Source organism: Bradyrhizobium sp. CCBAU 51745, from assembly GCF_028128715.1.
GTDB classification, from domain to species: Bacteria; Pseudomonadota; Alphaproteobacteria; order Rhizobiales; family Xanthobacteraceae; genus Bradyrhizobium; species Bradyrhizobium manausense.
Genome location: NZ_LBJP01000003.1, coordinates 220,989 through 234,387 on the forward strand (window position 1 = coordinate 220,989; position 13,399 = coordinate 234,387).

The following is a 13,399-nucleotide window of genomic DNA, read 5'->3' on the forward strand; positions in this document are numbered from 1 at the left end:
CTCCAAACGCAAAGTGGCAGAGATGCATCTTCTCAAGACCGATTCCGGCACAGATGGGCTGAGCTTCGCAGCTTCCGTTTCCGAGCAAATTCCGGTCGAGCAGACCGCCCCGAGCATGGACCATCTCGACCAGCTCGAAGCCCAGAGCATCTACATTTTCCGCGAGGCGTTTGCGCGTCTGAAAAAGATCGCCCTGCTGTGGTCGCTCGGCAAGGATTCCAACGTGATGATCTGGCTGGCGCGGAAGGCGTTCTTCGGCCGCGTGCCGTTCCCGGCGCTCCACGTCGACACCGGCAAGAAGTTTCCGGAGATGTATCGATTCCGCGATCACTACGGAAAGGAATGGGAACTCGATCTGCGCGTCGAGCCTTGCCCGCCCATCGATGCCGTCGACCCAACGCTGCCGCCCGCCGCCCGTTCCGCCGCGCGCAAGACCGAAGGTCTCAAGATGGCGCTGGCCAAATACGGCTTTGACGGCCTGATCGCCGGCATTCGCCGCGACGAGGAAGCCACCCGCGCCAAGGAGCGCGTGTTCTCGCCGCGCGGCCTCGAAGGCAATTGGGACGTCCGCGACCAGCCGCCGGAGTTCTGGGACCATTTCAACGCCTCGCCGCCGCAGGGCGCGCATTTGCGCATCCATCCGATCCTGCATTGGACCGAGGCCGACATCTGGGCCTACACCAAGCGCGAGAACATCCCGATCATCCCGCTCTATCTGGCCAAGGACGGCAAGCGCTATCGCTCGCTGGGCGATCAGGACATCACCAATCCGGTCGCATCGTCAGCGTCGAACATCGACGAGATCCTGGCCGAGCTCGAACAGACCAAGGTGCCGGAGCGTGCCGGCCGCGCGCTCGACCACGAGACCGAGGACGCTTTCGAGCGCCTGCGCGTCGCCGGCTATCTCTGACTTCAAGGACGCATCGCGGTCATGAACATGCTCGTCACCCCCACCTCGCCCGCCACGCCGAACGGGACCACGCGTCCGCAAGTGCGCATCGTCATCGTCGGCCATGTCGACCATGGCAAGTCGACGCTGGTCGGCCGCCTCCTGCATGAGACGGGCAGCCTGCCTGACGGCAAGCTTGAAATGCTCAAAGCCGTCAGCGCGCGGCGCGGCATGCCGTTCGAATGGTCGTTCCTGCTCGACGCGCTCCAGACCGAGCGCGACCAGGGCATCACCATCGACACCACGCAGATCCGCTTCCGCACCAATTCGCGCGACATCGTGCTGATCGACGCGCCCGGCCATGCCGAATTCCTGCGCAACATGATCACCGGCGCCTCGCAGGCCGACGGCGCGGTGCTGATCATCGATGCGCTCGAAGGCGTGCGCGACCAGACCCGCCGTCACGGCTATCTCCTGCACCTGCTCGGCGTGAAGCAGGTCGCAGTAGTCGTCAACAAGATGGACCGCGTCGACTTCTCCGCTGATCGCTTCAAGGAGATCAGCGACGAGATTTCCGCGCATCTCAACGGCCTCGGCGTGACGCCGACGGCGGTGATCCCGATCTCCGCGCGCGACGGCGACGGCGTTGCGGAGCGCACCGGCCGCATCGGCTGGTACAAGGGTCCGACCGTGGTCGAGGCGCTGGATCGGCTGGAGCCGGCGCGGCCGCTGGAAGCGTTGGCGCTGCGGCTGCCGGTGCAGGCGATCTACAAGTTCGACGATCGCCGCATCGTGGCAGGCCGCATCGAATCCGGCAGCCTCATCGCAGGCGACGAAATCGTGATCATGCCGGCCGGCAAGATCGCCAGGATCAAGTCGGTCGAGAGCTGGCCGGTGACGCCGGTCGGCAGCCGCCAGGGGGCGGGCCGCTCGGTCGGCATCACGCTCGACCGCGAATTGTTCGTCGAGCGCGGCGATATCATCGCGCATGCGAGCGCCGCCCCGCGCGAGACGCGGCGGCTTCGCGCGCGCATCTTCTGGCTGCACGACAAGCCGCTCGCCAAGGGCGATCAGCTCTTGGTGCGCTGCGGGCCGAAGGAAAGCCGCGCCACGGTCGTCGCCATCGAGAAGGCGGTCGATCCGGGCGAGCTCTCGAGCAGCGAGAACAAGGCGATCGGCCGCAACCATGTCGGCGAGATCGACATTTCTCTTTCGAATCCGATTGCAACCGATCCCTACACCGAGAATCCGCGCACCGGCCGTCTCGTGATCGAAGTCGCGGGGCGCATCGCCGGCGGTGGCCTGGTGCTGTCGGTCGATGCCGGCCAGCGCGCCGTGCCCGTCGATATCGTGCCGGTGGAATCGGCGCTGCGTCCCGACGAGCGCTCCGCGCGCTATCGCCACAACGGCGCCGTGGTCTGGCTTACGGGTCTGCCGGCCTCCGGCAAGTCGACGCTGGCAAAAGCACTGGAGCGGCGTTTGTTCACCAATGGCGGCTCGCCCATCCTGCTCGACGGCGACACGCTGCGCGCCGGGCTCAACGGCGATCTCGGCTTCTCCGCCGCTGATCGCAGTGAGAACATCCGCCGGCTTGCCGAGGTCGCGACGCATCTGGCGCGCAATGGCCATATCGCGATCGTCGCCGCCGTCTCCCCGTCGCGCGAGGACCGTGCCACCGCCCGCCGCATCGCCGACATCGCGTTCCGCGAAATCCACGTCGCGACACCGGCGCAAGTGTGCGAAGAGCGTGACCCCAAGGGCCACTACAAAAAGGCCCGCGCAGGTGCGCTGGCCTCCTTTACAGGCATCGGCAACGACTATGAGACGCCGCAAGCCGCTGAACTCGTGATCGACACGTCGAAGCGGACGGTTGCGGATGCCACGGATGAGATCGAGCAGATGCTGAAATCGTCAGGCGTGCTGTTCGACGAAGTCGTGGACCTCGCTGCGAATATTTGAGGCGGCCGATTGTCGCGCCACATCATCGGTGTCGTCCCGGCGAAAGCCGGGACCCATACCGCGTGACCTTTCGGTGGGGATGAGGTGCGAGTCCCGGACTCCTAATCTTCGCCAAATTTCTCCCTGTGGTTATGGGTCCCGGCCTTCGCCGGGACGACACCGGGGAGAGATCGCGCCCATCACTTTGGCATTTGCCCCCTAGGTGCCGCCCTCACGCGCCCACACTCCGTCTTGACATTTTGACAGACGCTCAGGGGTCTTCTCACCGCCCCGATTTTGAGGCTAATAGGTCTCGAAAGCTGCCCCCTGTGGGCGCATTTTGCTGCTGCCGGGTCAAAAGCAGCCAAAAACAGCCATTTCCAACAAGAAAGCCCATCATGAAACGCGTCGACGCCCACGGATTGAAGATCGCCCCCGTCCTTTTCGATTTCATCGCCAAGGAAGCCGCCCCGAAAACGGGGATCGCGCCGGATGCGTTCTGGGCCGGGGTGGCCGCGCTCATCAAGGAATTGGGGCCGAAGAACCGCTCGCTGCTGGCCTTTCGTGATCAGCTCCAGGCCAAGATCGACGACTGGCACCGCGCCCACAAAGGCAAGGCGTTCGACCTCGACGCCTACACCGCTTTCCTCAAGGAGATCGGCTATCTCGTCCCCGAGCCGGCGACGCAGAAGGTCGAGACCGCCAATGTCGACGAGGAGATCGGCAAGATCTGCGGCCCGCAGCTGGTGGTGCCGCTCACCAATGCGCGCTACGCGCTGAACGCGGCGAATGCGCGCTGGGGCTCGCTCTATGACGCCTTCTACGGCACCGACGCGATCCCGCACGATCCGTCCGAAACCGGCAAGGGTTACAACAAGGCGCGCGGCGACAAGGTGATCGCCAAGGCCAAGGCGTTCCTCGATACCGCCGTACCGCTCGCAACCGGCAGCCACACCGACGTCACCGCCTATAGCGTCGTCGCCGGCCAGCTCGCGGTGAAGCTCAAGAGCGGCAACGCCACCGCGTTGAAGAACGCCGCGCAATTCGCCGGCTTCCAGGGCGATGCAGCGGCGCCTTCCGCCGTCCTGCTCGTCAACAACGGCCTGCATGTCGAGGTGACGATCGACCGTGGCAGCGCGATCGGCAAGGACGATCCGGCCGGTGTTGCCGACATGATCATGGAGGCCGCAGTCTCCACCATTCTCGACATGGAAGACTCCGTCGCCGCGGTCGATGCCGAAGACAAGGTGCTGGTCTACCGCAACACGCTCGGCCTGATGAATGGCACACTGTCCGCCGATTTCGAGAAGGGCGGCAAGACGCTGACGCGTTCGCTCAACGCCGATCGCAGCTACAAGACACCTGATGGCAAGGGCGAGGTGAAGCTGCATGGCCGCAGCCTGCTCCTGATGCGCAATTGCGGTCACCACATGTTCACCGACGCGGTGCTGGACGAGAACGGCGAAGAAGTGCCGGAAGGCCTGCTCGATGCCGCCGTCTCCGGGCTTCTTGCCATTCATGACTTGAAAGGCAACTCCAAGGTCAAGAACAGCCGCACGGGCTCGGCCTATATCGTCAAGCCGAAGATGCACGGCCCGGACGAGGTCGCGTTCACTTGCGAGATATTCGACCGCGTCGAGAAGATGTTGTCGCTGCCCGAGAACACGCTCAAGGTCGGCATCATGGACGAGGAGCGGCGCACCACCGTCAACCTCAAGGCCTGCATCCAGCGCGCCTCCAAGCGTATCATGTTCATCAACACCGGCTTCCTCGACCGCACCGGCGACGAGATTCACACCTCGATGGAAGCGGGTCCGATGATCCGCAAGAACGAGATGAAGGCGCAGGCCTGGATCAAGGCCTATGAGGATTGGAACGTCGACATGGGCCTGACCTGTGGCCTGCCCGGCCATGCCCAGATCGGCAAGGGCATGTGGGCCGCGCCCGACAAGATGGCAGACATGCTGGCGCAGAAGCTTGGCCATCCGCAGGCCGGCGCCACCACGGCGTGGGTGCCCTCGCCGACCGCCGCGACCCTGCACGCGCTGCACTACCACCAGGTCAATGTCATCGCGCGCCAGCAGGAGCTGACCAAGGGCGGCCCGCGCGCAAAGCTCTCGGACATTCTCACCATTCCGGTCTCGAAGTCGAACTGGGCGCCCGATGACGTCAAGCAGGAGATCGACAACAACTGCCAGGGCATTCTGGGCTACGTCGTACGCTGGATCGACCAGGGCGTCGGCTGCTCCAAGGTGCCCGACATTCACGATGTCGGCCTGATGGAAGACCGCGCCACCTTGCGCATCTCCAGCCAGCATCTCGCCAACTGGTTGCACCAGGGCGTCATCACCGAGGCGCAGGTGATGGAATCGCTGAAGCGCATGGCCGTCGTCGTCGACAAGCAGAACGCGGGCGATCCGATCTACAAACCGATGGCGCCCGCCTTCGACGGCGTCGCCTTCAAGGCCGCCTGCGACCTCATCTTCAAGGGGCGCGAGCAGCCGAACGGCTATACGGAGTACATCCTCACCGCCCGCCGCCGCGAGGCCAAGGCGGCCGGTTAAATCGCCGCACCGCGCGGCCGGGAACGGCCGCGCGCCGATCGAGTTGTACGGCCATCAACCCATGGGAGATGGTCATGGACTGGAATCGCATCGAAGGAAACTGGAAGCAGTTCAAGGGTTCCGCCAAGGAGAAATGGGGAAAGCTCACTGACGACGACCTCAACGTGATAGAGGGACGTCGCGAACAGCTCGAGGGCCGACTCCAGCAGCGCTATGGCATCGCCAAGGACCAGGTCCGGCAAGATGTCGACGACTGGCTCAAGTCATTGCACTAAGCGGCGATCACACGCGAAGGAAGCCCCGGCTGCTGCCGGGGCTTTTCTTTTTAAAGGGTCGCAGCCGGCTAGAACACCGCGAGATATTTCAGCAGCGACACGATGCCGATGATGATGACGATGACACGCGCGATCTGTTTGGCGCGCCCGTCCATCGGCAGCATGTTGATGAGATAAAGCACGAGGATGACGACGAGGAATGTAACGAGGACGCCGACCAGCATTGCAAGCCCCCTTCAGGCCAGTTGTTAACGAGATCTAACGTCGAGGCTTCGCATCGGGTTCCATGCCGGAAACCCATGCATTCGACAGTGCTTTTCGGCTGAAAGGGGCGCGCCATACAGCAAAAATGACCTGCGAGCGGCCGTAATCCTGCGGTCGCGACCAAGTCTTTACGCTTTTATGGCCAAATGCCCGGAGACTGCCGCCGAGCGACGCGCAAATGCCCGCTCTGCGCCCCCGATTGAAGCCAGGGGCGCGGTGGAGTTCTTCACTGCCGGGGGGACGGGCGCCATGCTGAACCGCTTGACGGTATCTGCACTGCTGAGAAGCGTGATCCTGACCACGTCATGTTGCGTGGTCGTCGGGGCCTCGCTGATCGCCTGGGATTCCTGGCAGCGCCTCCAGATTGCCAACCGCATCGCCATCATCGCTGACGCATCCGCCGACATGTTCAAGGCGATGGACCGGATGCGGGCCGATCGCTCCACGTCGAACCGGGTGCTCCACAACGATCAATCGCTGGATCCGGCGATCGAAAAATATCTGCGTGACCTGCACGACGTGGAGATGCCGGCAATGGCCCGTGCACGCGGTCTGCTCGGCAGCATCGACTTTACCGAGAAGCCGGCGCTGCTCTCCGAGTTCGACCGGCTGTTCGGCGCGCTCGGAGCTATGCAAAAGGAATTTTGGCAGGAGATCGCGAAGCCCAAGGCGTCGCGCCGCGTCGCTCTCGGCAAGGAATACATGGATACGGAAACCGCACTGGTCGTATTGCTCGACAAGGTGTCCGGAATTCTCGCCGCCTCCATCAACCACCAGGACGCGGCCGTCGATCAGTTTCTGATCATCAAGCAGGCGGCCTGGCTGCTGCGAAACACGGCGGGCGACGCTTCGATTCTCGTTTCCAACGGTCTCGGCGCCGGAAAGGTCACTCCGGAGGCACGACTGTCCTACGTCAAGCTGGTCGGGGGTGTCGAGGCCGCCTGGAAGGGGCTCGAGGTCTCAATCGGCGGCATGCAATTGCCGCCGGCGCTCTCGGACGCGATCGCCAAGAACAAGAGCGCTTATTTCGATCCGCAATATGTGGAGCTGCGCGATCGCCTGATGAATGCGCTGGCAGCGGGCGAAAAGCCCGAGATGGTGGCCAATGAATGGAGCCCGCTCAGCGTCGCGCGGCTGGGTGCCGCAGTCGGCGTGGCCGAGGCTGCGCTGGACGGGGCCAGCGAGCACATTTCCGCTCAGCGCGCCTCCGCGCTGCAGGCACTGGCCCTGCAGCTGGTGCTGGTGCTCCTTGCGATCTGCCTCGCCGTCGGTCCGATGCTGGCTGTGAGCCGCCGTGTCATCAAGCCGCTGCATGACATGCGCGACGCCATGTTGAAGGTCGCGGGCGGCGATCTTTCGGTCGAGACGGGATACGAAGACAGGATGGATGAGATCGGCGCGCTGGCCGGTGCACTGGAGACATTCAAGCAGCAGGCCACCGACAAGCTGGAGATCGAAGCCAAGGAACGCGAGCGCAACGCTGCGGCAGCGACCCGTCAGCGTGCCATGGAGAGCCACATCGGCGAATTCGAAGGGCTCGTACGCAAGGCACTCGATGAGCTCAGTGAAGCCTCCGGCCAGATGCGAAAAACCTCATCCGATCTCTCCGCAGTGTCGCGGCAGACCAATGATCGCGTTCGTTTCGCCGAGAAGGCTTCGGGAGATGCCTCGCTGAGCGTCGACAGTGTCGCTGCCGCGTCGGAGGAGCTGAGCTGCTCCATCAACGACATCAGCCAACAGGCAGCGCATGCCGCAGGCATCGCCAGCCGAGCCGTGTCTCAGGCGCAGCAGACCGACGCCACGGTGCAGGGACTTGCCCGATCAGCGAGCCGCATCGGCGAGGTCGTCGGCCTGATCAACACCATCGCGGCGCAGACCAACCTGCTGGCGCTCAACGCCACCATCGAGGCCGCTCGCGCCGGCGAAGCCGGCCGCGGCTTTGCGGTCGTCGCCTCCGAGGTGAAATCGCTGGCGAGCCAGACCGCGAAGGCGACGGACGAGATCTCCGAGCAGATCGCCGACATCCAGAAGGTTGCGGGGGATGCCGTCAACGCGATCCAGGCGATCGGCGGCATCATCGGCGAGGTCAACGAGGTCGCCACCGCGATCGCGGCCGCCGTGCAGGAGCAGGGCGCGGCGACGCAGGAGATCACGCGCAGCACCCAATATGCCGCGCAGGGCACCAAGAACGTCTCCGACAACATCTCCGGCGTGAAGGCCGACGCCGACAGCGCGGCCGGTGCGGCTGACAACGTCAAGCAGGCCTCCGAATTGCTGGAGACCCAGAGCCGCCAGCTCGGCGATCAGGTCAGCGATTTCCTGGGCAAGATCCGGGCGGCGTAGGCTGTTCTACTCCTTCGCCACCACCGGCAGCTGGCGGAATTTTGCCCGTACGGACTCCGGCAGGGGCGAGAAATTCATCGCGACGCCGCGGCGGTCGTCGGCGTTGCGGTTGGCGATGACGAGGCCGTCGTTGCCCGCGACGATGTCGCCCTTGCGCAGGGTTGGGTCGTCCTCGATCTTGACCTGGGCAAGCCCGACAGGGTCCTTACCGTTGCAGGTACAGCCCGCGACGACCTCGTTGCGGTAGCGGAAAGCATTGGGCAGATCGGAATAGGATTTGCCCCTGTCTGTGGTGGCCTCGTCGATGCTGCTACCATAGACCAAGGACGTCTCTGAAGCCGGGCAAAAGCTCTTGCATGATTGCGTCTTGCTCTCCGCATCATTGCCTTGCGCCGGGAAATAGCGGCCATCGCAGCCACGCACGCAATAGGCCGTGCCGCCGCCATAGGACGCGCGCTGGCGCGGCGCGTCATAGCGCGGCATGTCGGCATTCGGGAACGGCACGCGAATCTCCGGCGGCGGCCGCATGCGGAAGCCCCCGAACAGCGCCGAGAAGAAGTCCTCCGCATGCGCCGCGGGCGCAAGCGCAAGGCCAAGCGAAGCGACCGTGACGAACGCCGCGGCGCCCCCAGCGAGCTTGCTGATCGAACGTCTCATCATGTAACCTCACCCAACTCGTCAATCCACCGACGGCGCCGAGACGTTCAGCGCCTGGCGCCCGGAGGGTAGTGTCGTCACCGCCGGCCGCTTGCGGACGGGATCACCGCCGCGCGCCATCAACGGCGCATTCTTCGGCAGCACAACGACCTTGGTGCCGACGTTGACGCGGTTGAACAGGTCGGTGACATCCGCGTTGGTGAGGCGGATGCAGCCGGACGAGACGAACTTGCCGATCGTGGTTGGATCGTTGGTGCCGTGGATGCGATATTCGCTGGAGCCGAGATACATCGCGCGCGCACCGAGCGGATTGCCCGGACCGCCGGCGACGAAGCGCGGCAGATAGGGCTGGCGCGCGATCATCTCCGCCGGCGGATGCCAATCCGGCCATTCGGCCTTGCGGCTGATGCTCTGCACGCCCGACCAGGTGAATCCCTCGCGGCCGACGCCGACGCCGTAGCGGATGGCGCGCCCGTTGCCGAGCACGTAATAGAGATAAGTGTCGGCGGTATCGATGACGATGGTGCCGACGGGCTCATTGCGGTCGAAGCTCACGATTTGCCGGCGCAGCCGGTCGGGCAGCACTGCTTCTTCGTCGGTGGCCTCGGGCGCCTCGCTGGCATAGCCCTGCGAATGCGTCTGGCCCTGGGGATAGGCCTGCGGCTGCATTGGCGCATAGCCTGAGGTCTGCGCCTGAGCCGCGAACGGCACGGTCAGCAAGGCTGTCGCGAAGGCACAAGCGGTAACGACGCGCGGCGCGAAGCTGCGGCGGACGACGGAGAACTTTGTCATGTGCTGCCCCGTTGGATGTGTGCATCTGGGTGATGCTGCTGGCCGATAAACGCGGGAGCGCCGACTCAAGTTCCGCCGCCCTTTGCGGCAGATGCGTCACAGTCAAGCGAGCTCAACTTCACGAAGCCGCGACGGAACCTCGGCACATGGCGCGCGTTCTCCTGTGAGCAATGGGCGCGCGGAGGCTTCCGTGCGGGGAGAGATATTGTGCGCGTCCTTCCCAGTGAACGTCTGATCTCCGGCAACGACGAGGGTTCTCCGCTTCCTGACAGCCATATCGAGCTGCCGCCGGTGATCCGCCGTACCGAGTTCGTCGCCTTTGCGCTCGCCGGCTTGCTTTTGATCGCCGTCGTCGCCGTGCTCTATATCGCCAAGGCGTTCTTCCTGCCTGTCGTGATGGCCATGGTCGCCGGCACCATGCTGTCGCCGGCCGCCACTTTCCTGGAAAGGCGGCGCGTGCCGCGCGCCATCGGCGCCGTCCTCATCGTCACTGCGGTCACCGCGGTGGTCGCGTTCGTGGTCGCACTGATCGCCGCACCCGCCATGGAATGGAGCTCGCGCTTGCCGGAGCTGGGAGCGCAGCTGAAAGACAAGCTGCATGTCTTCGACCGGCCGCTGGCGCTCTGGAGTGAGCTGCAGGCCATGGTCGGCGGCTCGGAGGGACTGCCAAGCTTCCAGATTCCCAAATTCGAATGGGTGCAGCCGACGCTGGAATTCCTGTCGCCGACTTTCGCCGAATTCCTGCTGTTCTTCGCCACCCTGATCCTGTTCATCGCGAGCTGGGGAGATTTGCGGCGCGCCTTGATCATGACATTCGGTGAGCGCGACGCGCGGCTGCGCACCTTGCGAATCCTCAACGAGATCGAGGTCCATCTCGGCAACTACCTGCTGACCGTGACCGTCATCAATATCGGCGTCGGGATCGCCACAGGCGTCGTGTGCGCGGTCACCAGAATGCCAAATCCGGCCGGGCTTGGTGCGCTTGCGGCTGCGCTCAACTTCATTCCCATCATTGGTCCGGTTGCAATGTTCGCCATATTGGCCATCGTCGGTGTCCTGGCGTTCCCGACCATCGGCGGCGGCCTGGCTGCGGCGATCGCCTTCGGCGGTATCACCTTCCTGGAAGGGCACTTCGTCACGCCGACCATCATCGGCCGCAGGCTGGCACTGAATGCGCTGGCGGTCTTCGTCGCCCTCGCCTTCTGGACCTGGCTGTGGGGACCGATGGGCGCCTTCCTGTCATCTCCGCTGCTGATTGTCGGGTTGATCCTGAAGGAGCATCTGTTGCCGGAGGACGCCCCCCAGCTCCCGCCGGAGTGACGGCCGCCGCAAACGGAACTTCCCCGAAGACGACGCGTTTTCCGGCTATCTCCGCCGACAGCTTTGGAGCCCTTTGATGTCAATGACCAATGGCGAAGCCGGGACGAGAGACTGGATCGACAAAGCCACCGCAGAACGCCTCGAGAAGGATGTAGCAGCCGTGAAAAGCGATATCGCCGCCCTCACCGATCAGATCACCGACGCCCTCAACACCTTCGCCAACGCCACGGGCAAGCAGGCCCGGCGCGGCTACAAGCAGGCGCGCGACAACATGGATTCGACGCTCGACGATGTCTCGGAGCGCGGCAGCGCGATGATGGACGCGGCGCAGGATGCCTATGGCTCGATCGAGGAGACGCTGGAAGAGGCGATTACGCAGCGGCCGCTCGCGACCGTCGGTGTCGCGCTCGGCATCGGCTTCCTGATCGGCTTTGCCTGGCGCCGCTGAGGCGCGATGAATAACGAGGTCACGACGGCCGTCGCTGCCGTGACCGGCAGGTCGTGAATTGGCTGGTGAGGATCCGAGGAGCAAGGCTGTGTTTCAGCGTATCATCGACGGCATCAGCGCATCGACGGGCACGACCGTACGATTGACCTCGCTTGCGGCAGGTGCGGCGCTCGCGCTGTTCATCACCACATGCTTCCTCTGCGCCGCGGCCTTCATCTCGGTCCTCGACAAATACGGCCCGGTTCAGGCCTGCCTTGCCGGCGCCGGCATCTTCTTCCTGCTGACGCTCGCTGCCGCCGGAAGCTATTGGGGCTACAAACGGGAAATCCAGACACGCGCCCGTATCGCGGCCGAGCGCGCCGCGAAGGCCGCTCCGAGCATGCTCGCCGATCCCATGCTGATCGCCACAGGCCTGCAGATCGTCCGCGCCATCGGGGTCAAGCGGCTGCTACCGATCCTGGCGATCGGGGGCGTTGCGCTTGGCATCATGGCAAGCCGCATTGGCGTCCCCGACGAGGCACCGGCCGAGCCCGCCGAATAGGACCGAGTCACGCTAAGAAAGTTGCGCCGCCAACCGAGCAGGAAGGGTCGCGGCGACTAGACGCGCCGCCTCTGCGCAATATTTCGCCAGTCGCGGAAAATCCTTGTGGCCTCACGTAATCGCTACTCGGATAGGCAGACGGTTGCCGTTAAAAGCATCGCCCTGATTCCAATTGAAATAATTAGCAATGAAGCCGTCCGTCAAGGCGAACCTCGCCGCATTCCAACACGACGCCAGGCTCTATTTGACGCTCGGCATTGCCAACTGGTCGGTGTTCGTCGACCACATTCCGAACAATGTCGTCAATCTGCTGACGCTGCGCAACTTCGGCTTCAGCGGCGCCGCCGACCTGTTCGTGTTCGTGGTCGGCTATGGCGTTGCCATCATCCACGGCAGGATGGCGCTGGAGCGCGGCTATGTCGTCGCCGCAACACGCATCTTTCGTCGCGTCTGGCGGCTCTATGCCGCCTATGTGGTGCTGTTCGTGATCTACATCGACGCCATCGCTTACGTCGCCTCGCAATCGATGGCGCCGGAGATCATCAGCGAGTACAACATCTCGGGGATTCTCGAGCACCCGTTGCGCATCCTGGTCCAGGGATTGGTGCTCCAGGAAGAGCCGCTCAATCTCGACCTTCTGCAGCTGATGATTCCGCTGATGGCATTCTTTCCGCTTGCCTTGTGGGGCCTGCTGCGACGTCCGAACGTGACGCTGGCGGCTTCTGTCGCGCTCTATCTGGCTGCACGCCGGTTTGGCTGGGCGTTTCACGCCTATCCTGACCTGGAATGGACATTCAACCCGCTGTGCTGGCAGATGCTGATGGTGCTGGGCGGCTGGTTCGCCGTCACCGGCGCGTCAGGACACAAGCTTCACAGGCTCTCGTGGCTTCGCGTGCTCGCCGGCGCCTATCTCGTGCTCGCGATGGCCATCACCTTGATGCGCCATTCGCCGACGCTCTCTACTTATTTGCCTGACATCGTGCTCAACGCCATCTCGCCGACCGACAAGGAAAATCTGGCGCCCTATCGCGTGCTCCATTTCCTCGCGCTCGCCTTCCTTGCGACCTATCTCATCCCGTCTGACCATCCGGGGCTGCAATGGAAGTCGCTCCAGATGGTAATCAAATGCGGCGAGGAATGGCTTGCCGTATTCTGCATCGGCGTCTTCCTGTCTTTCGCCGGCCATCTCATCCTGATCACGGGCGCCAATCTGGTCGTGATGCAGATCGGGGTGAGCCTGGCCGGTTTCGCCGTGATGACGGTGGTGGCCTATTATATTTCCTGGTCGAAGCGCCAGGACGAGCCGGCGGCCTTGCGGCAACGGGCCTGATTATCGTGCGATTTTGCTAGGCCAGGAACCTCCGCTGC

Annotated in this window: 12 protein-coding genes; 9 read left to right on the forward strand and 3 right to left on the reverse strand. The window is 64.0% G+C overall.

Translation table 11 applies throughout. The features are described from left to right. Window positions 1-115: 115 nt before the first annotated feature. The 4 genes from cysD (at window position 116) to XH98_RS03790 (ending at window position 5,666) form a co-directional block, all read left to right on the forward strand. Window positions 116-910, forward strand: coding sequence for a sulfate adenylyltransferase subunit CysD (gene cysD, locus XH98_RS03775; protein WP_057759901.1), 795 nt, complete (start codon window positions 116-118; stop codon window positions 908-910). 21 nt (window positions 911-931) lie between these two features. Beyond that, window positions 932-2,848: an adenylyl-sulfate kinase gene (gene cysC, locus XH98_RS03780; RefSeq protein ID WP_271603784.1), complete on the forward strand. Its 1,917-nt coding sequence runs from the start codon at window positions 932-934 to the stop codon at window positions 2,846-2,848. Window positions 2,849-3,225: 377 nt separating this feature from the next. Further along, window positions 3,226-5,391, forward strand: coding sequence for a malate synthase G (locus XH98_RS03785; RefSeq protein WP_271617831.1), 2,166 nt, complete (start codon window positions 3,226-3,228; stop codon window positions 5,389-5,391). A gap of 74 nt (window positions 5,392-5,465) precedes the next feature. Then, on the forward strand, window positions 5,466-5,666 hold the full coding sequence (locus tag XH98_RS03790) for a CsbD family protein (protein WP_220002113.1): 201 nt from the start codon (window positions 5,466-5,468) through the stop codon (window positions 5,664-5,666). Between the two features lie 68 nt (window positions 5,667-5,734). Here XH98_RS03790 and XH98_RS03795 read toward each other — a convergent pair whose 3' ends face one another. Then, window positions 5,735-5,890 (reverse strand): Thivi_2564 family membrane protein, encoded by a 156-nt coding sequence (locus XH98_RS03795; protein WP_008546817.1) that lies wholly within the window; start codon window positions 5,888-5,890, stop codon window positions 5,735-5,737. A gap of 289 nt (window positions 5,891-6,179) precedes the next feature. Here XH98_RS03795 and XH98_RS03800 point away from each other — a divergent pair, with 289 nt between their 5' ends. Next, window positions 6,180-8,273 (forward strand): methyl-accepting chemotaxis protein, encoded by a 2,094-nt coding sequence (locus XH98_RS03800; protein WP_271617832.1) that lies wholly within the window; start codon window positions 6,180-6,182, stop codon window positions 8,271-8,273. Between the two features lie 6 nt (window positions 8,274-8,279). Here the strand turns inward: XH98_RS03800 and XH98_RS03805 are convergent, their stop codons facing one another. Together XH98_RS03805 and XH98_RS03810 are read right to left on the reverse strand one after the other, a co-directional pair. After that, on the reverse strand, window positions 8,280-8,933 hold the full coding sequence (locus XH98_RS03805; RefSeq protein ID WP_271617833.1) for a DUF2865 domain-containing protein: 654 nt from the start codon (window positions 8,931-8,933) through the stop codon (window positions 8,280-8,282). Between the two features lie 18 nt (window positions 8,934-8,951). Continuing rightward, window positions 8,952-9,722 (reverse strand): L,D-transpeptidase, encoded by a 771-nt coding sequence (locus tag XH98_RS03810; RefSeq protein ID WP_271617834.1) that lies wholly within the window; start codon window positions 9,720-9,722, stop codon window positions 8,952-8,954. A 207-nt stretch (window positions 9,723-9,929) separates the two neighbouring features. Between XH98_RS03810 and XH98_RS03815 the strand changes: the two genes are divergently transcribed. From XH98_RS03815 to XH98_RS03830, 4 genes are all read left to right on the forward strand, one after another. Next, window positions 9,930-11,042: an AI-2E family transporter gene (locus XH98_RS03815; protein WP_271617835.1), complete on the forward strand. Its 1,113-nt coding sequence runs from the start codon at window positions 9,930-9,932 to the stop codon at window positions 11,040-11,042. Window positions 11,043-11,118: 76 nt separating this feature from the next. Continuing rightward, a complete protein-coding gene (locus XH98_RS03820) occupies window positions 11,119-11,490 on the forward strand; it encodes a DUF883 family protein (RefSeq protein ID WP_057759400.1) in 372 nt (123 codons plus the stop codon). Between the two features lie 88 nt (window positions 11,491-11,578). Further along, complete coding sequence (locus XH98_RS03825) at window positions 11,579-12,031, forward strand: hypothetical protein (RefSeq protein ID WP_271603778.1); 453 nt, start codon at window positions 11,579-11,581, stop codon at window positions 12,029-12,031. A 187-nt stretch (window positions 12,032-12,218) separates the two neighbouring features. Beyond that, entirely contained in the window at window positions 12,219-13,361 is a 1,143-nt protein-coding gene (locus XH98_RS03830; RefSeq protein ID WP_271617836.1) for an OpgC domain-containing protein, read from the forward strand. Window positions 13,362-13,399: the final 38 nt, after the last annotated feature.